Annotated in this window: 24 protein-coding genes; 13 read left to right on the forward strand and 11 right to left on the reverse strand. The window is 69.2% G+C overall.

From position 1 onward, the window contains the following. The first annotated feature begins 205 nt into the window (after positions 1-205). Complete coding sequence (locus tag AWQ68_RS04835) at positions 206-739, forward strand: DUF7822 domain-containing protein (protein WP_066935641.1); 534 nt, start codon at positions 206-208, stop codon at positions 737-739. Between the two features lie 96 nt (positions 740-835). After that, positions 836-1,627, forward strand: coding sequence for an NUDIX hydrolase (locus AWQ68_RS04840; protein ID WP_066935644.1), 792 nt, complete (start codon positions 836-838; stop codon positions 1,625-1,627). A 107-nt stretch (positions 1,628-1,734) separates the two neighbouring features. Here the strand turns inward: AWQ68_RS04840 and AWQ68_RS04845 are convergent, their stop codons facing one another. The 5 genes from AWQ68_RS04845 to kstD form a co-directional block, all read right to left on the reverse strand. Continuing rightward, a complete protein-coding gene (locus tag AWQ68_RS04845; RefSeq protein WP_066935188.1) occupies positions 1,735-2,469 on the reverse strand; it encodes a methyltransferase domain-containing protein in 735 nt (244 codons plus the stop codon). Positions 2,470-2,561: 92 nt separating this feature from the next. Further along, the gene (locus AWQ68_RS04850) at positions 2,562-3,179 is read right to left on the reverse strand and encodes a maleylpyruvate isomerase family mycothiol-dependent enzyme (RefSeq protein ID WP_066935191.1); all 618 of its coding nucleotides are present in this window, start codon (positions 3,177-3,179) and stop codon (positions 2,562-2,564) included. A 31-nt stretch (positions 3,180-3,210) separates the two neighbouring features. Next, on the reverse strand, positions 3,211-3,585 hold the full coding sequence (locus AWQ68_RS04855; RefSeq protein ID WP_157544907.1) for a hypothetical protein: 375 nt from the start codon (positions 3,583-3,585) through the stop codon (positions 3,211-3,213). After that, complete coding sequence (locus tag AWQ68_RS42060) at positions 3,578-3,832, reverse strand: hypothetical protein (RefSeq protein ID WP_157544909.1); 255 nt, start codon at positions 3,830-3,832, stop codon at positions 3,578-3,580. The genes AWQ68_RS04855 and AWQ68_RS42060 overlap by 8 nt, the downstream gene beginning before the upstream one ends. A gap of 149 nt (positions 3,833-3,981) precedes the next feature. After that, on the reverse strand, positions 3,982-5,754 hold the full coding sequence (gene kstD / locus AWQ68_RS04860; protein WP_066935197.1) for a 3-oxosteroid 1-dehydrogenase: 1,773 nt from the start codon (positions 5,752-5,754) through the stop codon (positions 3,982-3,984). A gap of 279 nt (positions 5,755-6,033) precedes the next feature. On the opposite strand from kstD, the gene AWQ68_RS04865 reads away from it, so the two are divergent. The 4 genes from AWQ68_RS04865 to AWQ68_RS04880 all read left to right on the forward strand — a co-directional run bounded on the left by AWQ68_RS04865 (position 6,034) and on the right by AWQ68_RS04880 (position 8,145). Continuing rightward, on the forward strand, positions 6,034-6,297 hold the full coding sequence (locus tag AWQ68_RS04865) for a hypothetical protein (RefSeq protein WP_066935200.1): 264 nt from the start codon (positions 6,034-6,036) through the stop codon (positions 6,295-6,297). A 61-nt stretch (positions 6,298-6,358) separates the two neighbouring features. Beyond that, a complete protein-coding gene (locus AWQ68_RS04870; protein ID WP_066935203.1) occupies positions 6,359-7,210 on the forward strand; it encodes a DUF72 domain-containing protein in 852 nt (283 codons plus the stop codon). 195 nt (positions 7,211-7,405) lie between these two features. Next, positions 7,406-7,873, forward strand: coding sequence for a hypothetical protein (locus AWQ68_RS04875; protein WP_157544911.1), 468 nt, complete (start codon positions 7,406-7,408; stop codon positions 7,871-7,873). A gap of 56 nt (positions 7,874-7,929) precedes the next feature. Then, positions 7,930-8,145 (forward strand): hypothetical protein, encoded by a 216-nt coding sequence (locus AWQ68_RS04880; RefSeq protein WP_066935209.1) that lies wholly within the window; start codon positions 7,930-7,932, stop codon positions 8,143-8,145. A 163-nt stretch (positions 8,146-8,308) separates the two neighbouring features. Here the strand turns inward: AWQ68_RS04880 and AWQ68_RS04885 are convergent, their stop codons facing one another. Next, complete coding sequence (locus tag AWQ68_RS04885; protein ID WP_084463648.1) at positions 8,309-9,841, reverse strand: MDR family MFS transporter; 1,533 nt, start codon at positions 9,839-9,841, stop codon at positions 8,309-8,311. 151 nt (positions 9,842-9,992) lie between these two features. Between AWQ68_RS04885 and AWQ68_RS04890 the strand changes: the two genes are divergently transcribed. Beyond that, a complete protein-coding gene (locus tag AWQ68_RS04890; RefSeq protein WP_066935216.1) occupies positions 9,993-10,595 on the forward strand; it encodes a TetR/AcrR family transcriptional regulator in 603 nt (200 codons plus the stop codon). A gap of 65 nt (positions 10,596-10,660) precedes the next feature. Here AWQ68_RS04890 and AWQ68_RS04895 read toward each other — a convergent pair whose 3' ends face one another. The 3 genes from AWQ68_RS04895 to AWQ68_RS04910 form a co-directional block, all read right to left on the reverse strand. Continuing rightward, entirely contained in the window at positions 10,661-11,947 is a 1,287-nt protein-coding gene (locus tag AWQ68_RS04895; protein WP_066935219.1) for an ArsB/NhaD family transporter, read from the reverse strand. A 487-nt stretch (positions 11,948-12,434) separates the two neighbouring features. Then, positions 12,435-12,893, reverse strand: coding sequence for a CBS domain-containing protein (locus AWQ68_RS04905; RefSeq protein WP_066935223.1), 459 nt, complete (start codon positions 12,891-12,893; stop codon positions 12,435-12,437). Between the two features lie 52 nt (positions 12,894-12,945). Continuing rightward, on the reverse strand, positions 12,946-13,218 hold the full coding sequence (locus AWQ68_RS04910; RefSeq protein WP_066935226.1) for a cation:proton antiporter regulatory subunit: 273 nt from the start codon (positions 13,216-13,218) through the stop codon (positions 12,946-12,948). A gap of 295 nt (positions 13,219-13,513) precedes the next feature. On the opposite strand from AWQ68_RS04910, the gene AWQ68_RS04915 reads away from it, so the two are divergent. The 3 genes from AWQ68_RS04915 to AWQ68_RS04925 all read left to right on the forward strand — a co-directional run bounded on the left by AWQ68_RS04915 (position 13,514) and on the right by AWQ68_RS04925 (position 17,680). Beyond that, positions 13,514-14,560, forward strand: coding sequence for a sensor histidine kinase (locus AWQ68_RS04915; RefSeq protein ID WP_084463649.1), 1,047 nt, complete (start codon positions 13,514-13,516; stop codon positions 14,558-14,560). A gap of 4 nt (positions 14,561-14,564) precedes the next feature. Then, the gene (locus tag AWQ68_RS04920; RefSeq protein WP_066935229.1) at positions 14,565-15,221 is read left to right on the forward strand and encodes a response regulator; all 657 of its coding nucleotides are present in this window, start codon (positions 14,565-14,567) and stop codon (positions 15,219-15,221) included. Positions 15,222-15,409: 188 nt separating this feature from the next. After that, on the forward strand, positions 15,410-17,680 hold the full coding sequence (locus tag AWQ68_RS04925; RefSeq protein WP_066935231.1) for a HelD family protein: 2,271 nt from the start codon (positions 15,410-15,412) through the stop codon (positions 17,678-17,680). A gap of 116 nt (positions 17,681-17,796) precedes the next feature. Here the strand turns inward: AWQ68_RS04925 and AWQ68_RS04930 are convergent, their stop codons facing one another. After that, the gene (locus tag AWQ68_RS04930) at positions 17,797-18,315 is read right to left on the reverse strand and encodes a YtxH domain-containing protein (protein WP_157544913.1); all 519 of its coding nucleotides are present in this window, start codon (positions 18,313-18,315) and stop codon (positions 17,797-17,799) included. 226 nt (positions 18,316-18,541) lie between these two features. Here AWQ68_RS04930 and AWQ68_RS04935 point away from each other — a divergent pair, with 226 nt between their 5' ends. Next, positions 18,542-19,072, forward strand: coding sequence for a peptidylprolyl isomerase (locus AWQ68_RS04935; protein ID WP_066935237.1), 531 nt, complete (start codon positions 18,542-18,544; stop codon positions 19,070-19,072). Between the two features lie 51 nt (positions 19,073-19,123). Then, positions 19,124-19,981 (forward strand): rhomboid family intramembrane serine protease, encoded by an 858-nt coding sequence (locus tag AWQ68_RS04940; RefSeq protein WP_066935240.1) that lies wholly within the window; start codon positions 19,124-19,126, stop codon positions 19,979-19,981. 43 nt (positions 19,982-20,024) lie between these two features. On the opposite strand, the gene AWQ68_RS04945 is transcribed toward AWQ68_RS04940, so the two are convergent. Then, positions 20,025-20,270, reverse strand: coding sequence for a cell division protein CrgA (locus AWQ68_RS04945; protein ID WP_066935243.1), 246 nt, complete (start codon positions 20,268-20,270; stop codon positions 20,025-20,027). Between the two features lie 47 nt (positions 20,271-20,317). Between AWQ68_RS04945 and AWQ68_RS04950 the strand changes: the two genes are divergently transcribed. After that, positions 20,318-20,905 (forward strand): anthranilate synthase component II, encoded by a 588-nt coding sequence (locus AWQ68_RS04950; protein WP_066935245.1) that lies wholly within the window; start codon positions 20,318-20,320, stop codon positions 20,903-20,905. Positions 20,906-20,992 lie beyond the last annotated feature (87 nt).

The raw sequence follows: 20,992 nt of genomic DNA on the forward strand, positions 1-20,992 counted from the left end.
GATGCCTCCGACGGGATCCTCCGGTCCATGAGATCGCGGCTGATCTCCGGCGTAGTGGCCCAGGTCAGCCTCAGCGACGCTCGATCGCTGTCATTACTTCAGGCCGGCTCGGCCTCGGACTGTGCGGCGAGGACCGCGCCGCCGACCGCGGTCGGGAGCCGGGACGGTGCGTTTCTTGTCGGCCGGCGCTGTTATGTTCGCGATCATGGCAAACCGCTCCTACCTCTACTCCGCGGACTCGCTGCCCAGCGAGGAAGACATTCCGAAGCCGGTCCGGTGCATCTCTGAGCACAACTGGAGCATCCCGCTCGCGCACAAGTTGCTGGTCGGACGTGAGACGGCTGTCGTTCCGTCCATGATCTGGAACCCGCGCATCGGCATCGCCGCGGATTTCGCCGGTGGCGCGGAACTGCTCGGAGACCTCCTCCAGGTGGTGGGCCAGGGGATCGCGGACCGCGACTTCGCCGCATGCGTCGACAAGACCATGGCCCACTTGGAGAAACAGCGGGGGAAGTTCTTTCTGCTGGAGACGGGCGAGATCGTCTCGCTCGGCGGCGATGATCCCGAGGATGAGGTACGCCACCTGGTCGCCCACGACATCCCCACTGCCGTGGCCCAGGCCGAAGCGGCGCTCGCGGGCGGCAACGATGAGTGGCTCGCCTCCGTACGTGCCGACTGGCAGGACCACTTCGCATCCTTTTACAGCGAGTGGCTTTACTTCTCCTTCCTGGTTGACTAACCGTGATCGACGCATGCCCGGTACGAGCAGGGGATAGGTATCCGACACCGGACGATGATCGTTGTCGGGCAGGCGGCGGTGCGTCAGCATGAGGCGGTGACCGAGCCATCGCTGCACTCTTCTGGCGCCGAACTCCTGGAGGTTCACCGGCTCCGCCTGGTCGAAGCCCCCGCTCCTCACGTGTCGAGCGAAGATCGACTCGCTTTGGACCGCGCCTGGGAGGAGGCGGTGCGGGCGAACCCGAGCTTCTTCGACGGGCCGGTGGTGGCGTCCGCGGGGCTGACCTGGGAAGGGCCGCACAGCGTGGTCCTCGCCTGGGTGAGGACGACCTACCGGCACTACGCCCTGCGTCGGGTCCCGGGTGCGGCGTCGTGGCTTCCGTCGCTGTTCGTCGCGATTGTGCAGCCGACCGAGGACGGCCGTCTGCTGGCCGGACGGATGTCGCCGACGACGGCCAGTCCCGGTCGCTGGCAGCTACCGGGCGGATCAGTCGAACCGCCGGACGACCATGAGCCCCTCGATGTGGCGGCGCTCCGCCGACATGCCGCCCGGGAGCTGGTCGAGGAGACGGGCATCGACACGGCGTCCGACGACCTGACCCTGTGGGGCGTCACGCGTGGGGAGAACGGGAGCATCGGTGTCCTGTTCCTTGCTCCGTGTCAGCCGGCGGCGCTGCTGCGAAAGCGGTTCGCAGCCCTGGTGTCCGCGGAAACGGCACTGGGGCGTGAGCCGGAACTGGACCGCATCGCCTTTGTGCGCTCCCCCGCCGAGTTGGCCGACCTTGGCGGGGCGCTGGTGGACTACCTGGAGCCGGTCGTCCGCCGGTACGCGGAGGAGCGTTCCGGTGCGATGTCCGATCCGAATCGATCGCTCGATGACGGCGGATGACCCGCTGTCCATGAAGCCCGAGCGCGCGCGGCAGGTCGGCCGGTTCCCGACAAAAGGCTCTCGCGAAGGCCACCACGTGTCCTGGAAAACCCGACCGTGGGGGAGCTCTACTCGTCGCGGCGGGCGATCAGATGCGTGAGAGCGGCCACCTGACGGTAGGGATCCGTACGGCCCGCCCGCTCCTCGCAGGCCAGCAGAGCGGCGAAATCCTCGGGGACGGGCGCGTCGTCCACCTGATCGGTGAAGACGCGTACGCCGTACCAGTTCTCGGTCCGCAACCCGTGGTCGGCGAGCACCGACCGCAGGTCCGACAGCCGATCCGCCCGGGCCGTGACGCCGATGCGGTTGACGTAGGTCATGTCGTCGAACGCCTGACCGGTGCGGGCCCAGTCGCCCGCCAAACCCGGCCGCATCGCCAGGGCGTCGCCGTTCCTGACCAGGAGGGAGACCAGGCCGCCGGGCCTGATCACGTCCGCGATCGATCGCACGACCGGGGCGGGATCGTCGAAGTACATCAGCACGCCATGGCACAGCACCACGTCGAAGGGGCCGTCGGGCAGTTCGGTGGCCGAGCCGTGCACCGTTTCGACCCGCATTCCAGGCGTGATCTCAGCGGTCACCAGGGCCAGCATCTCCCGGGAGGAATCCAGCGCGGTGACGTGATGCCCCCGCGCCGCCATCCGCAAGGTCTGCGTTCCCTGCCCGCATCCGACGTCGAGAATGCGCGCCGGCTGATCCGGAAGGTACGGCGCCAACTGGCGGGTGACCAGTTCCTGGCGTACGGCGTCTCTGAGTTTGCCCAGACGCGCCCGCCATTTCGCCTCACCTGACGCGAATTCCATTCGGCAGCCCTCCAAAGCCGCGTCGTCGACGGCTCATTCCTTGAACGCGAAGGCGATCGCAGGTCACGTACGAGAATTTCTTTTATCCGAATTCATGCCTTCAGATCGGGGACCTTTGACGGGTTGACGCCGTCCCATTCGTCGAGCGGAGCACAGTGCCACTTCCAGTCGACCTGACGCTCGTGGCCGGGGAGGTCGGCGCGGCCGTTGGCCCAAAGCAACATGGTCCACCGGTCCGTGTCGGTGGGAGCCCACGGGAACAGGCGGCGCACGGTGGCGTCACTGAGTTCCGCCGAGGGGGCGAATTCGCGACCGAGACCGTGACCCACGTCCGCCGTGTGAACGAGCATCTCGTCACAGGCCATGGCCGCGAAGCCGGACGCGTCGGCGCGGCCGTGGGGGTGCCATCCGCGGGACTCCGGCGGCATGCCGTCCACGACGCGGGCCAGCACTCCGGCGGCGGATCTCAGCGTGGCGACGAGGTCGATCGCCTCGGACTCCGGACGGACCCGCATCTCCATCGTGTCGAGCACCCGCTCGCCCGCGGCCAGGTCGATGGAGTACCACAGGACGCATTCGCTCATGTGCGCCACCACCTGGGCGACCGTCCACTCCATGCCGGGGATCGGGGCCGTCCAGTCCTGATCCACCACCGAGTCGAGGAAACCCGCGCATTCGTCGGCCACCCGTAGAACAACGCTTCCGTCCATCCCGGCATCCTCGCATACGGCATCGGTGCCCTCAGCCGGCGGAATCGTCCAGTGCGGAGCGGATGTCGAAGCATTCATCGAGCAGTTCCAGCAGGGCCGGCGTACGATCCGGGAAAATCGCGAGGGCCCATTTCTCCACGGCATTCAGGAAACCGAGGAGATCGCGTTGCACGCCACGGAGCAGGCCCGGCAACTCCCTCGCCGGAATATCGATGAAGAGATCCCCCGCCGATCGTCCGTCGTCCGGCCAGACCCGGAACCTGTCGCTCAAGATCTCGATCCACGGCGACGGGTCGTGGCCCAGGAACGGCCAGTAACCCTGGGGCAAGGCGCCCCATTCTCGCCAGTCCTCAAGCCCTGAACAGCACGATGGGCTGATCGTGAGGCCGGTCGCGCTGTCATACACCTGGAGCCCCCCCAAGGGCGACGAGTCGGTCCAGGCTCAGGAGTTCGTCGGCGATTTGAGCAGGGGAAACACCGTCGTCCCAGCCTTCCGGCGTCAGATTGTCGACCGCCAGCGCGTGCAGGAGGGCGCCGATTTCGTCTGCCGTCAGGCGACCGGAAAGAGGGACGTGACCCGCCAGGTCCGCTACGGGCCAGCGGTTGGAGGTCTCAGGTGGAAGGACCTCGATGACCGGTGTGAGCGTGACCATATGGACGTCATTCTAGGATCTGCGGCTTTTCGTGGTACGGCCACGGAAACGCCGCTTTCCGGGGCGAGGAAAGCGGCGTTCGTGTCGTCAACGGGTCATCGGCGGGCATGGCGCTGCCGACCTCGCCATGTCACACCCGCAACGAGTGATCAGCGGTTGTCGGCGATGTGGTTGGCGGCGATGTAGCCGAAGGTCATGGCGGGGCCGATGGTGGAACCGGCGCCGGCGTAGCTGTGGCCCATGACGGCGGCACTGGAGTTCCCGGCCGCGTACAGGCCGGGGATGACCACGCCGGACGGAGAGAGCACCCGGGCCTTGGCGTCGGTGACCATGCCGCCCTTCGTGCCGAGGTCGCCGGGGACGATCTTGAATGCGTAGAACGGCGGCAGCCACAGCGGGGCCAGACAGGAGTTGGGCAGGACCGCCGGGTCGGTGTAGTAGTGATCGTAGGCGCTGTCGCCGCGTTTGAAGTCGAGGTCCTTCCCCTTCAGCGCGAAGCCGTTGAATCGGGTGATCGTGTTCTGCAGGGCCGCGGCGGGGACGCCCATCTTGGCGGCCAGGCCCGAGATCGTGCTCGACCGGACCAGGGTGCCGTTGCTGTACCACTTGTCCGGGAACGGCAGGGTCGGCACGAGATCCTTGAACAGATAGCGGTTCCGGTAGTTCTGGTCGACGACCATCCAGGCGGGGATGTCCGGCGCGGCGGCGTTCTTCTCGTACATGACGTGGACCACGTCGCTGTACGGCGCGGCCTCGTTCACGAAGCGCACCCCTTGCTGGTTGACGATGATGCTGCCCGGGAGGGTGCGCTCGGACAGGCAGAAGTACGGCTCGTCGGGCAGCGGGATCACCGGCCCCCACCAGGAGTCGTCCATCAGCGCGACCTCGGCGCCGGCCGCCAGACCGGCCGCGATGCCGTCCCCGGTGTTCGACGAGGCGCCGACGGTCCAGTCGGTGCCGATGGGCTGCTGCTGGTAGCGGTTGCGCATCTCCCCGTTGTGCTCGAAGCCGCCCGACGCGACCACGACCCCGTACTTGGCCCGGATGAGGGTCTGCGTGCCGTTGCGCGTGACCAGTACGCCCGTTACACGGCCCGCGTCCACGCGGAGATCGACGAGCGGCGTGTTCAGCCAGACCGGGACGCCGGCCTGCAGCAGTCCGGCCCGCAGCGCTCCGGCCAGCGACTGCCCCATGGTGAGCGGCTTGACGCCCTGAGCGGCGGCCTTGAGCCAGCGGTCGTACGTTTCGAGCGCGATGGCCGCGCCCTTGACGTTCACCAGGGCGAGATTGAGCCATTTGTAGTCACCGCTGAACACCACCTGTCCGTTCGGAACCGGGATGTACGCGGGATTCAGGTTGGCCAGTTCCGCGCCGAGGAGGTTTCCGTCGAACATGTCCGGCTCGATGGATCGGCCGTTCGCCAGGCCGCCGGGTAATTCCGGGTAGTAGTCGGAATAGCCGTCCATGAAACGGAAGCGCAGCGGGCTGTTCCGCATGACGAACGAGATCATGTTGGGGCCGTTGTCGAGAAACGCGGCCTGCCGGTCCGCGGGGACCTCGCTGCCGACGACCGCCGACAGGTAAGCCGCGGCTTTGGCCCGGGTGTCCGGCACGCCCGCGGCGAGGATCACTTCGTTGTTCGGAATCCAGATGCCCGCTCCCGAACGGGCCGCCGAGCCGCCGAATTTGGCCGCTTTCTCGACGACCAGCGTGTTCAGCCCCCGCTTGGCCGCGACCAGCGCCGCGGTCATCCCGGCCGCGCCCGCCCCGACCACGACGACGTCGTATTCCGGTGCGTCGGAGGTATCGGCGTGAGCGGCGACACTGCCGAGAATCCTTGAGCCGAACGCGATCCCGACCCCGGCGGCGGCTGCGCCGCGGAGAACCTCCCGGCGGGTCGGTTGAGAACGGTGTGCAGGCATGGAGAGACCCTTCGCGTTAAGAGAGCGACCGCGGCGGCACCCCACGTTCGGGTACCCGCTGGTCAAGAGCATGATCTGGCGCCGCCGACCAATCATGCGCTTGGTTGGTATAGCTGTCAACGACGAACCGGGGCCGATCTCGGCGAACCCGGATTCCGATTCGCCACCCGATCCGTCCGAGCTCGGACCATTCCCGGAAAAGCGGCGGAACGATTTCGCGGAAACGACCGTCCGATCACTTGACCGTGCTGTTAATACGCCCGCTGAAAGAGGTCGGCAGTGGTGCTCTTCGGCGACGACCCGCCCCCTCTCGTGATCGACGCCCGACGCGCGCGGGAACGGGGACACCGGATCTACGTCGCCCGGATCGTCTCCGAGATCAAACGCCCTGGTGAGAGCGCGACGGTCTGGGACATCGCCGAGGAGATCGAAATCATCGAGCAGGAGGGATGGCGGCTCGATCGCATGGTGGAGAGCATCCACGGCTCCTCCATGCTGCGCGAGCGCCAGGCGTTCACCTGCCTCTTCCGGCGGGACGGCTGACCGCTCGGATCGCCCGCCTCCGCGGTTCTGCACCGCACCGATCTTGGATAGCGTCGGTGTCATGCGGCTTCACGTGGGATGTGCGATGTGGACTCACGCGCCCTGGCAGGGGCGCTTCCTGCCGCATCCGCTGCCCCCTGGCGAGCGCCTGCGCGCGTACGCGACCTGGTGCAACGCGGTGGAGGGCAACACGACCTTCTACGCGACGCCGGCGAGGAGCACGGTGGAGTCGTGGGCCGGGCAGACCGATCCCGGCTTCCGCTTCGTGATCAAGCTGCCCAAGACGATCACGCATGAGCGCCGCCTCACCGGCGTCGACGAGGAACTTCGTGCGTTTCTCGACACGATGGAGCCGCTGGGGCCGCGGATCCACGCCCTCTGGATCCAACTGCCGGGTTCGTTCGGTCCGACCGACCTCGGCGCCCTGGCGGGCTTTCTCCGCGGGCTCCCCCACTCGCACAGGTACGCCGTCGAGGTCCGCCACCGCGCGTTCTTCGACGACGCGCGATCCGCGCGGTTTCTCGAAAGGGCCCTCGCCGGCGTCGATGCCGAGTGGATCCCGTTCGACACCACCGCCCTCTTCCAGCGGCCGCCGACCAGCGACGCCGAACGCGACGCGTGGACGAAGAAACCCCGGGTGCCGCGCCGTTCGTCCGCCCTCACGGAGCGTCCGATCGTCCGCTACATCGGCCGGGACGACACCGCCAGTACGGTCGAGGGCTGGAGGCACTGGATCGACACGGTCGTGGAATGGCTGCGCGAGGGCCGTTCGCCGACGGTGTTCGTCCACACCCCCGACAACGCCGACGCGCCGGAGCTCGCCCGTCGCTTCCACGACGAGGTGCGGGAGCGGCTGCCCGAGGTCGAGCCGCTGCCCGAGCCCATGCCGTCCGAGCCGCTGACTCTCTTCTGACCAGGGCACGGACTTCGCGTTCAACTGGTTCTTCAGAGAGCGACAAGTGCAGATCGGTACCTTCTGGGCATGGCCCAACGATCTTTCGTTCTTGCCCTGGTGGCCGTCGCCGTACTGGCCGCCCCCACCGCTGCCTCCGCCTCCGCCGCGACCGCAGCCTCGGCGGCTTCAAGCCGTGACTTCTCTTTCCGCGGGATGAATCTGAAGCTCCCCTCCGGCTGGAAGGCGCACCGTGACGGCGACAGCATCGTGGTCGTGACCGGAACGTGCGCGAACCCGGAGCCTTTCGCGTCGAACTGCCAGTCGTTCTGGGTGTTCGGTCCGAAGGCGTTCACCAATCTCCCGGTAGGGGGCGGTTCCCTCACCTATACCGGCAAGTGGCAGTTCCACCCCTTCAGCGGCGTGGTGCCCTGCCCCTTCAACCCCAAAACGAGCTGGTACCAGGGGGAGAAGCCGAGCTCGACGGGCCTGCGCCAGGTCGGCCGCGGCCACAAGGCGCTGTACAACGCCTGGCCCAACCGGTGCGTGACGAACAACGGCGCCCGGCAGACGATGCGCTTCACCCAGCGGGAGTGGTTCCTGCCCACATCGAAGATCCTCATCGTGGACGTCTGGAACACTCCGGGACTGTCGGGCGTGCTCAAGCGGGCCACCTGGAGCTGACCGAGCCGGGCCGGGGTTAGGGGTGATTTGTCACACCCTGTCGGTACGGTCGCCTCATGGAGGACGACCTCGGAAACGGCCTCATCTGGTGGTCCACCGACCGTGCCACGGTGGGGTTGGTCGTGCGCGACGGCGTGGTGGTCGAGGCCCCGCCGTACGCGCGGCGCTGGGCGCAGGGGCGTGACGCCGGAGAGGTCTACCGCAAGGGAGAGGGGCGCGAAGGCGTCACGGTCGCCTGGATCCCGGCGGACGAGTCCGTCACGGCACCTTGAGGAAACCCGCGCCGGGCAGGCGCCGCCCCGCCGTACCCCGTCCGGCCGACCGCAGGGCGCCCCGCGTGCGGGACGCCCTGCGCCGCTCGTTCACCCTGCGTCGTGCCGGAGCACCTCCGCCGCTCCGGAGCCGGCATGCCGTACGCGCGAGGGGTCGGCGATGTCACCGCGCGGTGGCGGGCTCCTCCTGCTTCGTCGCCTCGGACAGGTCCACGGTCTCCCGCAGCTTGACCGGCTTGAGGAAGAGGGCGGCGACGATGCCGACCACCGCGATGCCCGCGGAGATCAGGAAGATGTGCCCGGTCGCGTCGCCGTACGCCGCGCGCACGATCTGCTTGATCGGCTCGGGCAGGGCCGCGATGTTCAGGCTGCCGGTCCCGGAGCCGGTCGGCTTGACGCCGATCTTGGCCAGGCCCTCGGCGATGTTGGTCGCCACCTTGTCGGCGAGGACGGCGCCGAGGACCGAGACGCCGATGGTGCCACCGAGTGAGCGGAAGAACGTGATGGCGCCGCTGGCCGCGCCCAGTTCGCGCAGCGGGACGGTGTTCTGGATGGCCAGGACGAGGTTCTGCATCGACATGCCCACCCCGATGCCGACCAGCATCATGGAGCCGCCGATGAGCACGAGCGACGTCTCGTGGTCGATCGTGGACAGGCACAGGAAGCCGACGGTGAGCACGATGGACCCGACCACGATGTACGGCTTGATCCGCCCGCTCTGGGAGATGAGCCGTCCCGAGATCGTGGACGACACGAGCACGCCGAACATCATCGGGATGGTGAGCAGGCCCGCCTCGGTCGGGCTGTAGCCGCGGCCGATCTGGAAGTACTGCCCGAGGAACACCGAGCCGCCGAACATCGCCATGCCCACGGCGAGGCTGGCCAGGATGGCGAGGGCGGGGGTGCGCATCCGCACGATGTGCAGCGGCACGACCGGCTCCTTCACCCGGGACTCGACCAACGTCGCGAGAACAAGGATGATCACCGCGCCGCCGACCATGACGGCCGTCTGCCACGACAGCCAGTCGAAGGAACCGCCGACGAAGGTGACCCAGATGAGCAGGAGGCTGACGCCCGCGGCGATCAGGGTGGCGCCGGCGTAGTCCACCTTGGCGTCGGGCCGCCGCACCGTCGTGATCTTCAGCGTCTTGTGCAGCAGGACGAACGCGATCAGCGTGAACGGCACGGCGATGAAGAAGCACCACCGCCAGCCGAGCCAGGAGGTGTCCGCGATCAGGCCGCCGAGCAGCGGGCCGCCGACGGTCGCGACCGCCATGACACCGCCCAGGTAGCCGTTGTACTTGCCGCGCTCCTTCGGGGGGATCATCGCGGCGATGATCACCTGGACGAGGATCTGCAGGGCGCCCATGCCGAGCCCCTGGAAGGCGCGGAAGGCGATGAGCTGCCCGGTGTTCTGCGCGAAGCCCGAGGCCAGCGAGCCGAGCAGGAAGATCACGATCGAGATCTGCAGCAACGCTTTCTTGCTGAACAGGTCAGCGAGCTTGCCCCAGATGGGCGTGGACGCGGTCGCCGCGAGCAGGGAGGCGGTGACGACCCAGGTGTACTGCGACTGCGTGCCGTTGAGGGCGCCGATGATCTGGGGGAGCGCCACCGACACGATGGTGCTGCTGATCATGGCGACGAACAGCACCAGGAGGAGGCCGCTGAGGGCTTCCAAGATCTGCCGGTGGGTCATCTGTGCCGGGCCTGGCGGCGAAGCGGTCTGCGCGCTCAAGAACTGCCTCCGTAGCAGGTGGAGTGGGGATGCGAGCGATCGCATAATATATGCCCACTGAGCAACTTTGCTCAGTGGGCATATATTCCCTGGGCGCTAGGATTGCCGGAACATGGACACGACGGTGGGGCTGCGCGAGCGCAAGAAGGCCGAGACCCGGCAGGCCGTCCACGAGGCCGCCATGCGGCTCACGGTTGAGCACGGCCTGGACAACGTCACCGTCGAGGCGATCGCCGACGCGGCCAACATCTCCCGGCGTACGTTCTCGAACTACTTCGCCGGCAAGGAGGACGCCCTCCTGTACGGCGAGCAGCGCCGCGTCTGGTCCTTGGTCGAGGCGTTCCGCGAGCGGCCGGCGGAGGAGCCCACGTGGCAGGCGCTGCTCAACGCGGCACGCGGCCTCTACGAGGAGATGGGCGAGCCCAACCGCGAGTGGGCGATCCAGACGCGGCTCGTCAAGCAGCACCCGTCTCTGCTGGCCAGGCAGATGGCCAACCACATCCGCGTCGAGCGGGAGCTGGCGCGGGCCATCGCCGAGCGCGAGGGGCTGGAGCCCGGCGCCTCGCGGCCGCGCGTCCTGGCGGCCGCGTTTCTGATGGCTCTCCGCATCGCCGCCAATCTCTGGATCGACGGTCAGTCGGACGAGTCCCGGCCGCGCAGCCTCATCGAACTGGCCGAAGAGGTCCTCGCCGAGGTCGCCCAGCCGTTCCAGTAACGGTCCCAGACGGGATCGGGGCCCCGTTCCCGCGTGGGAACGAGGCCCCGGTGGGGACGCCGCGCTCACATGAAGTAGCGGAGCCAGACGTAGATCCAGGCCAGCACGGTGCTGAGGATCGTGACGACGATGCCGTACTTCGTGAACTGCCAGAACGAGATCCGGTGACCGGTCCTGGCCGCGATGCCCATCGCCACGACGTTGGCGCTCGCGGCCACCGCCGTGCCGTTGCCGCCGAAGTCGGCCCCCAGGGCGAAGGCCCACCACAGCGCCTGCCCGATGCCCGCGTCCGGCGCCTGGGCGACCAGCCCCTCGACGACCGGCGTCATGGTGGCGACGTACGGGATGTTGTCGAAGAACGCGCCGAGCACGGCCGAGCCGAACAGCAGGGAGGTCGCCGCGCCGAAGAAGTTGTCGCCCACGGCGCCGATCGCCCACGTGCCCACGGCCGAGATGACCCCGGTGTGGACGAGCCCGGCGACCATGACGAACAGGCCCATGAAGAACACCAGAGTGGGCCACTCGACCTCGCGGAGCACCTCGGGGACGTCCGGGCGGGCCACCATGATCATCAGGCCGGCGCCGACCAGGGCGACGATCGAGGGCTCGATGTGGACGACCGCGTGCAGCCCGAAACCGGCGATGACGAGCCCGAGCACGACCAGGCAGCGCGCCAGCAGGCGCGGGTCGGTGATGGCCCGCCGTTCCTGCAGCGCCATCACCGACGCCACATGGTCCGGGTTGTACTGGAACGACTTCCGGAACAGCACGCCGGTGAGCATCACGAACGCCACGAAGATCACCACGACGATCGGCGTCATGTGGACGAGGAAGTCGTTGAACGTCAGCCCGGCCCGGCTGCCGATGATGATGTTGGGCGGATCGCCGATCAGCGTGGCCGCGCCGCCGATGTTCGAGGCGAGGACCTCCGCGATGAGGTACGGCTGGGCGGGGATGCGCAGCCGGTCGCAGACCAGGACGGTGACCGGCGCGACCAGCATGATCGTGGTGACGTTGTCCAGGAACGGCGAGGCCACCGCGGTGATGACCATCAGCATCACCATGAGCCGGTACGGCCGGCCGCGTGACTTCTTGGCCGCCCAGATGGCCAGGAAGTCGAACAGTCCCGTCTGCTTGATGATCCCGACAATGATCATCATGCCGAGGAGGAGGAAGACGACGTTCCAGTCGATGCCCTCGTGCTCGGAGAAGAAGACCTTCGCCCCGGGGATCAGCCCGAGGACGGCCATCGCCCCCGCCGCGACGAGCACGACTTTGACTTTGTCCACCTTCTCCGTGGCGATGAAGAAGAATGCGACGACGAAGATGGTGAGCGCGGCGACGGAGGTCATCCGGTCCACCCCGGCGGGCCCGCCGGCGCGACGGTCGCGGCGCGGGCCGCGGGGCGCGCGGTCGGTACGGCTGGGCGGAGTGACAAGGCGCGCCGGAACGGCGTCGCCGCGGAAGACGCGGAAGAGCGGTGCACGAGATGGCCTCCGAACGATATGCGGGCATGCGCCACCCACCGCGCCGCCGATTCACGGAGCGGCGTGAGTCCGTGCGCGAGCGGGAGTCTGTGCGCGAGCGGGAGTCTGTGCGCGAGCGGGAGTCCGTGCTCGAGCGGGAGTCCGTGCTCGAGCGGGAGTCCGTGCTCGAGCGGGAGGACGGCCGTGAGCGGCCGGGCCACGCCGGACCACGGGGACCGGTCCTGGACGTGGCCCGGACGCGCGCGAACGCCCCAGGGGCGGACAGCCGTCGACGCCTGGGTGGCGGTGTTTTCAGGGATTCAGGGTGAGATGCAGGGTGAACAGCTCGGGGAGCGGTTTCAACGGCGCCGGGTCAGACGTCCGAGTCCGAGACGGCCATGCCGGTGAGCAACCCGTCCAGCGTGATCGCTCCGGCGAGTACACCCGAGCGGTCCACCACCGCCACGAGGGGGCTGCGCATGGACGCCATCACGGCCGCCACCTCGAGGAGCGTCGCGTCCAGGGCCACGATCACGGGCCGGAGCGACTGCGGCGGCAGGCAGTCGCCCACCGTGCGGGCGCCGAGCTCCTGCCAGAAAATGTCGGCGTGCGCCTCGTCCACCGTCCGGGCGAGGGCCGGATCCTCCTGGTACGTCCGCGGAACCGCCAGACGGAGCACCTGCGTCCCGGGCAGCACCACGCGCGGGCGGCCCATGCCGTCCACGACGATGAGTCCCGGCAACCGGCCGAGGGTCATCACCCGAACCGCCCTGGTCACCGGGTCGCCGACGGTGACCGTCGGCAGTTGTACCGCTATGTCACGTGCCCGCATGTCACCGTCCCCTCGCCTCTCCTTCTCCGGCCGCCGTCGCCGTACGGGCCGGTCATGACTTCTCCGCGAGCTCGGCGAGCCGCCGTTCGAGTACGGCGAGCCGGTCGGAGACGGACCGGTCACCCAGGATCGCGGCGACCTGGTCGGCCTCGTCCCGGTCCATGACGATGGTCTGTCGCGGCACGTCCGGGTCGCCCGAGGGTTCGTAGATCAGCAGTGAGCGCCGCTCGTCGTCGTCGACCATGACGCCGAAGCGCTGGCCGGCGCGCGTCCCGCAATGGTGCAGCACGCCGACGCCGGGGACGGTGGTGCGGGTGATGTCCATTTCCGTTGTGTCTCCGTTCCTCGTCCCTGCTGGTGGCCGGGGTGACGTCAGCACGTTGATCGCGCCGCTGAGGTCATCGCTCTCCTCTCCGGCACCGGGGGCGTGTGGCGGCGGGAGCCCGGGCACCCGCCGCCTCAAGTCTTGCCGCGCGCGGCCCTGGGCACCATCGGGTCCAGCACCCATCCCGGGTGGGGGACGGCATGTAGAAACCGCAGATGGGAGGGCGCGGCACCCGCGCCCGGATACGCGAGGGGCCGGATGGACAAACACTCCTCGCCGCCACCACGGTGGGGATATGAGCAATTTCGCCGACCGGCAGACGGGCGGGCCGCCCCAGGCGTCCCGCTCGCGGTGGAGGGCCCCGCGCACGCTGTTCTGGCGGCTCTTCATGATCAATGGCTTGGTCTTCACCGCGGGCACGCTGATCCTCGCGGTCTCCCCCGCCACCGTCTCGTCCCCGGTCCTTTTGAAAGAGGTACCGGTCCTGACGGTTGGGCTGGCGGTGATCCTCGGCGCGAACGCGGTGCTGCTGCGGGCGAGCCTCGCGCCGCTCGGCGCGCTCGCGACGCTGATGCAACGGGTCGATCTGCTGCGGTCCAGCGGCGACCGGCTCGCGCTGCGCGGCACCGGCGACCTGACCCACCTGGTCGAGACCTTCAACGCCATGCTCGACCGCCTGGAGGCCGAGCACAACACCAGCAGCGCGCACGCGCTGGCGGCCCAGGAGGCCGAGCGCGGCCGCATCGCCAGGGAACTGCACGACGAGATCGGCCAGACCCTCACGGTCGTGTTGCTCGGGCTCAAGCGCGCCATCGACCGCGCGCCGGAGGACCTGCGCGACGACCTGCACGCGGTCCAGGAGACGGTCCGCTCCAGCCTGGACGAGGTACGGCAGATCGCCCGCCGGCTCCGGCCCGGCGTCCTGGAGGACCTGGGCCTGCTCAGCGCTCTCAGCGCCCTCGCGACGGACGTCGCCCAGGTCAGCAAGCTGTCGGTGGTGCGCAGGACGGATCCCGCCCTGCCCGCCCTGTCCGGGGACGTCGAGCTCGTCATATACCGGATCACCCAGGAGAGCCTCACGAACGTGACCAGGCACGCCGGGGCCACCCGGGTGGAGCTGTCGCTGACGGCCGAGCCCGGCGCCGTGGTCCTGCGCGTCGCCGACAATGGCCGGGGCGGGGTGCTCCAGGAGGGCGCGGGCATCCGGGGCATGCGCGAACGGGCGCTGCTCGTCGGCGCGTCGCTGACCATCACCTCGCCTCCCGGAGAAGGCACGGAGATACGGCTCGTCATTCCCGTCCCGGCGGAGAAGACGGCGGAAATCACGGCGGAACGGAGTTGACCCGGTGGACACGCCCACGACCCGGATCCTGCTGGCGGACGACCATGCGCTGGTGCGCCAGGGCCTCCGGCTGATCATCGACGCGGAGCCCGACCTCACGGTCGTCGCGGAGGCGGCCGACGGCGCCGAGGCGGTCGAACGCGCCTCGGAGAAGGAGGTCGACCTGGCGATCCTGGACATCGCGATGCCGCGCATGACCGGGATCCAGGCGGCGCGCGAGATCTCCCGGCGTGCCCCCGGCATCCGCATCCTGATGCTGTCGATGTACGACAACGAGCAGTACTTCTTCGAGTCGCTCAAGGCGGGCGCGTCCGGCTACGTGCTGAAGTCGGTCGCCGACCGCGACCTGCTGGAGGCGTGCCGGGCGGCCATGCGCGGAGAGCCGTTCCTCTATCCGGGCGCGGTGGCCGCGCTGATCCGCGACTATCTGCAGCGCGACCGGCAGGGCGAGGCCGTGCCGGACAGCATCCTCACGCCGCGCGAGGAGGAGATCGTCAAGCTGATCGCCGAGGGGAACTCCTCCAAGGAGATCGCGGAGACACTCGTCATCAGCGTCAAGACCGTCGACCGGCACCGCGCCAACATCCTGCAGAAGCTCGGCATGCGCGACCGGCTCGAACTGACCAAGTACGCCATCCGGGCCGGGCTGGTCGAGCCCTGAGGGCGCGCGGACAAGCGCGCCGCCCGGCACCCTCGTAACCGGTGCCGGGCCCTTCCCGTATGGGGACGGGGCACGACGGAAGAACACGGAACAAGGCGACGACAAACCGAGGGGAGTACTGATATCCTCAACCCTCTATGCCATCGGGCAACAAACACCACACCCAACATTAGGATGATATCAAAGCCATGGCGAGTGGTCAAGTCGCACAAGCGCTCCTGGAAGAACAGTCCTACGTCTCCATGCTCTACGACCGGCTCGACACCGTACGGGGACGCGCCGAGGTGGCGCTGACCACGGTCCTGGCCCGCGGCGGTGGCGGCACCCGCCAGGCCCGCATCGAGCGCGAGGTCTCCGCGGACGAGCACTCCCGGCGCCTCGCACAGCTCTCCGGCGTCGAACGCGGCCTGTGCTTCGGCCGGATCGACGACTCCGGCGGCGAGACCTACTACATCGGCCGGATCGGGCTGCGCGACGACGAGCACGACTCCGTCCTCATCGACTGGCGGGCCCCCGCGGCGCGGCCGTTCTACGTCGCCAGCCCCAGCGACCCGGGCGCCCTCGTCCGCCGCCGGCACATCCACACCCGCGGCCGTACCGTCACCGGGCTGGACGACGAGGTCTTCGACCTCGACCGGATGGACGACCACGACCGCAGGAACCTCGTCGGTGAGGCGGCCCTGATGGCGGCGCTGCGCCGCGGCCGTACCGGGCGGATGGGCGACGTCGTCGCCACGATCCAGACCGAGCAGGACCGGGTGATCCGGTCCGGCCTGGGCGGGGCGCTCGTGGTCCAGGGAGGGCCGGGCACCGGCAAGACCGTCGCCGCCCTCCACCGGGCGGCCTATCTCCTCTACGCGCACCGCGCCACACTCGAGCGGCGAGGGGTGCTCGTGGTCGGCCCGAACGCCATGTTCAGCCGCTACATCAGCCAGGTGCTGCCCTCGCTCGGCGAGACCGAGGTCGTCCTGTCCAGCGTCGGCGAGCTCCACCACGGCGTCCACGCCACCGTGGACGACGCCCCCGCCGTCGCCGAGGTCAAGGGCGACCTGCGGATGGCCGAGGTGATCGAAGCCGCCGTACGCGACCGCCAGCGCGTCCCGGAGGGCGATCTGGAGGTCCTGATCGACGTGCGCACGTCCATCCGCGGCGGAGTCGAGGTCGTCGTCGAGCGGATGGCGCTGCGCCTCGACCACGACGCCTGCGTGCGCGCCCGCGACCGGGCCCGCGCCCTCGGCCGACCGCACAACATGGCACGCCGGACCTTCGTCAACAAGGTGCTGATGGGCCTCGCCGTGGACGAGGCCAGGCAGCTCGACCGGCCGTACGACGAGGAGGACCTGCGCTACGCGCGCGAGGCGCTCTGGGGACAGGCGTCGGTCCGCGCGGCGCTGGAGGAGCTGTGGCCGTACCTCACGCCGGAGCGGCTGGTCGGCGAGCTGCTCTCGGACCCCGACCGGCTGCGCGCCGCGACGGCCGGCCTGCTTCGCGACGAGGAGCGTGACGCGCTGCTCCGCCCGGCGGGCTCCCCCTGGACGATCGGGGACGTGCCCCTGCTCGACGAGGCCGCCGAGCTCCTCGGCGAGGACGATGCCGAGGCCAAGGCACGTGAGCGGGCGGCGGCCGAGGAACGCGACGACGAGGAGGCCTACGCCAGGGGCGTGCTGGAGATCGCCGACCTCACCGAGCTGATGGACGCCACCGCCCTCGCCGCCCGGCACCACGACGGCGGTCCGGCTGTGACCACCGCCCAGCGGGCGCTGGCCGACCGCTCCTGGGCGTACGGACACGTGATCGTGGACGAGGCGCAGGAGCTGTCCGCGATGGCCTGGCGCGCCGTCATGCGCCGGATCCCGGCCCGGTCCCTCACCGTGGTCGGCGACATCGCCCAGACCGGATCCGCCGCCGGAGCCCGCTCCTGGGCCGAGATGCTCGACCCGTACGTCGCGGGCCGCTGGCGCGAGGAGCGGCTGCTGGTGAACTACCGGACGCCCGTGGAGATCATGGACGTCGCCGCCGACGTGCTGAAGGCGGTCGCCCCGGATCAGGAGCCTCCCGTCTCAGTACGGGACGGCGAGGCGCGCCCGCGCGCCGTGCCGTACGAGGGGACGGACCTGCGCGCCCTCGTCGAGGAGGAGCTGGAGGCGATCGGGGACGGCCGGCTCGCGGTGCTCGCCCCGGACGCCCGGCACTCGGAGATCGCCGCGCTCTTCCCCCAGGAGGGCGACGATCCGCTGGAGGCGCCGGTCGCCGTGCTCACCGTGAACCGGTGCAAGGGCCTGGAGTTCGACGCGGTGGTGGTCGTCCGGCCCGCCGAGATCCTCGCGCAGTCCCCCAAAGGCGGCCAGGACCTGTACGTCGCGATCACCAGAGCCACCCGGCGGCTCACCGTGCTGTACGACGGCGACCTGCCCGGCATGCTCGCCCAGTTGGCCCGCGACGACCGGCGGACGGACTGAACCCTGGCGCTGCGCGGAACGCCCGGCATGGCGCGGGACATGAGAACGGGCCGCGCGCCCCAAGGCGCCGGCCCGTGAGTGGTAGCGGCCGGCGCTCGGAGCGCCGGCCGTACGCACTACTGGATCTTGCCTGCGATCTCGTCGGCCTTGCCGCCGGCCTTCGCGCCGGCCTGCTGTGCCTTGCCACCGGCCCTGGCACCGGCCTGCTCGACCTTCTCGCCGGCCCACCTGGTGGTCTCCGCGGTGGTCTCCTTCATGCTCTCGGCCCACCGACCGGACCTGTTCCGGTACATCACCGCGCCGGCCACGCCGATCGCCAGACCGGCGAACAGCATCAGCATCGGCCAGCGGCGCCGGGTCCGGGCGAGGGGGCCGGGTTCGACCCGCCGGGCCGCTTCGTGGAGAAACGAGCTCACGCGAGGGGCGATCTCGTCCTCGATGGTGCACGCCGCCTGTTCCAGCTTCGGCGCCGCCCACACGCGGGCGTCGGTGATGCGCGTCACGGTGACGTCGCGCGCGTTCCCCACCATCGGAGGCACCTTGCCCACCATGGGCGTCATCTTGCCCACCATAGGGCTGACCTTGCCCGTGACCGGGCTCATCTTGCTGACCATCGGACGCATCTGGGCCTTCATGCGGCCCTTCATGCCGCCCAGTCCCCTCCGCGGCATCCGTACATTGACACGGTTCCTTCTGAGTGTCAGGGACACGACAAACCTCCCCGTTGTTGGGGCCCCGTGACGACCCTCTTCCCGTGTCAAAGCGGCTCAATCATGACGCGGTCCCCCCAGGCGGGGTCGATACGCTGTTCACCGAAGTTCAACGAACAACCGATACCTGCACGAAAAGGGGGCGGCCCTCGTGGCTGAGAACCTCATCGCGAACCTTCGCACCAACCATGGCACCATCCGGGTCAAGCTCTTCCCGTACCTGGCGCCGAAGACCGTGCGCAACTTCGTCGAACTGGCCGAAGGCACCCGGGAGTGGACCCACCCCGAGACCGGCGAGAAGACCACCGCCAAGCTGTACGACGGCACGATCTTCCACCGCGTCATCAGCGGCTTCATGATCCAGGGCGGCGACCCGCTCGGCCAGGGCATCGGCGGCCCCGGCTACAGCTTCGACGACGAGATCCACCCGGAGAACATCTTCAACCGGCCCTACCTGCTCGCCATGGCCAACGCCGGCAAGCGCTTCGGTCAGGGCACCAACGGCTCGCAGTTCTTCATCACGGTCGCCCCCACGCCGCACCTCAACCAGGGCCACACCATCTTCGGCGAGGTCATCGAGGGCACCGAGGTCGTCGACTCCATCGCCAAGACCCCGACCGGCCGCCAGGACCGGCCCGTCAACGACGTGGTGCTCGAGGAAGTCACCATCGAGCGTTCGTGAAAAACGGCTTATAGGCTAGGAGGCCGTGGACACGCCCTTCGGAAGGACTCCATGACCTCCCAGCCACCGCCGATGCACCCGGGGGCGGAAGCCGCGCCGACCTGCTACCGCCACCCGGAGCGCGAGACATACGTGCGTTGCCAGCGCTGCGAGCGCTCCATCTGCCCTGACTGCATGCGCGACGCCGCCGTCGGCCACCAGTGCGTCGAATGCGTCCAGCAGGGCAACCGCGGCGTCCGGAACGCCCGCGGGATGTTCGGCGGGGCCGTGGTCACCACGCCACGCGTGACCTGGGCCCTGCTGATCGTCAACGTGCTCGCCTACCTCGCCGAGATCGCCGACCCCGAAGGGGTCATCGGGCGCTTCGCGACGTGGTCCTACGGGATCTACCAGGGCGAGTGGTGGCGCCTCATCACCGGAGCGTTCCTGCACGCCCCGCTGACGTCCAGCTGGTCCCTGTCCCACATCCTCTTCAACATGTGGGCGTTGTACGCCATCGGCCCCACGCTGGAACGGCGGCTCGGCTCACTCCGCTTCGCCGCGCTCTACCTGCTGTCCGCGCTCGGAGGCTCGGTCGCCGTCTACCTCTTCGGCGACGTCGCCGTCGGCGCGTCCGGCGCGATCTACGGCCTGTTCGGCGCGCTCTTCGTGGTGTCCAGGAAGCTCGGCTTCGACGCCCGCGGAGTCCTCTGGCTGATCGGGATCAACATCGTCCTGACCTTCGTCGTCTCCGGGATCAGCTGGCAGGGCCACCTCGGCGGCCTCGTGACCGGCACCGTCGTCGCGGCCGCCTTCGTCTACGCCCCGCGCGGATCCCGGAACGCCGTCCAGCTCTCCGCCGTGGTCGCCCTGCTCACGATCATGGCGGTGATCCTGCTGACCTTCCCGCCGCACGTCGTAATCGCGTGATCTCGTCCACAGGTGTGGATAAGCCTGTGGACAACGATCGCCGTCAGCGCCAGCGTGTGGAAAGGATCACACCGAAGATGATCGCGCCGAAGCCGATCAGCAGGTTCCAGTTGCCCAGAGCCCCCAGACCCGGCACGTCCGGCGCGATGTAGTACACCGCGATCCAGGCGATCCCAATGATCCAGCACACGACCATCAGCGGAGCGAGCCACCGGGGGCTGACCTTCACCGTCTGCGCCTTCTGCGGCGGCGTGTAGACGGCCTTCTTACGGATCTTGGACTTCGGCACGGCAGTTCCCTCGTTAGTGGGCGCAGTTCCGAGTAAGGATAGTCTGCATGGTCGACCGACCGCGATTCCCCGCACGTGTCCTCGTGGTGGACAACCACGACAGCTTCGTCCACACCATCGTGCAGTATCTGTGCGAACTCGGAGCCGACTGTGACGTCCGGCCGCGCGACGACGTCACCGTGGACGACGCCGACCGGTACGACGGCGTGCTCGTCTCCCCCGGCCCCGGCACTCCGGAAGCCGCCGGAGTCAGCGTCCCCATGGTCCGCCACTGCGCGGAACGCGGCCTCCCCCTGCTCGGCGTCTGCCTCGGCCACCAGGCCATCGCCGTCGCGTACGGCGGCACCGTCGGTCGCGCCCCCGAACTCATGCACGGCCGCACCAGCGAGATCGACCACGACGGCAAAGGCGTCTTCGCCGGCATCCCGTCGCCGGTCACCATGACGCGCTACCACTCCCTCGCCGTGATCGACGTACCGCTCGTGCTCGAGGTCAGCGCCACCACGCCCGAAGGCGTCGTCATGGGCCTGCGGCACCGCGACGCGCCCATCGAGGGCATCCAGTTCCACCCCGAGTCCATCCTGTCCGAGCACGGCCACCGGCTCCTCGGCAACTGGCTCGACCGGATCGTGTAACGCTTCCACCCCGGGACACGACTAACAGACGAGGGCTTCCGCCATTGCCCCCGAGTGGCGGAAGCCCTCTCCATGTTCCGGGGCAAT

The organism is Microtetraspora fusca, from assembly GCF_001570365.1.
GTDB classification, from domain to species: Bacteria; Actinomycetota; Actinomycetes; order Streptosporangiales; family Streptosporangiaceae; genus Microtetraspora; species Microtetraspora fusca.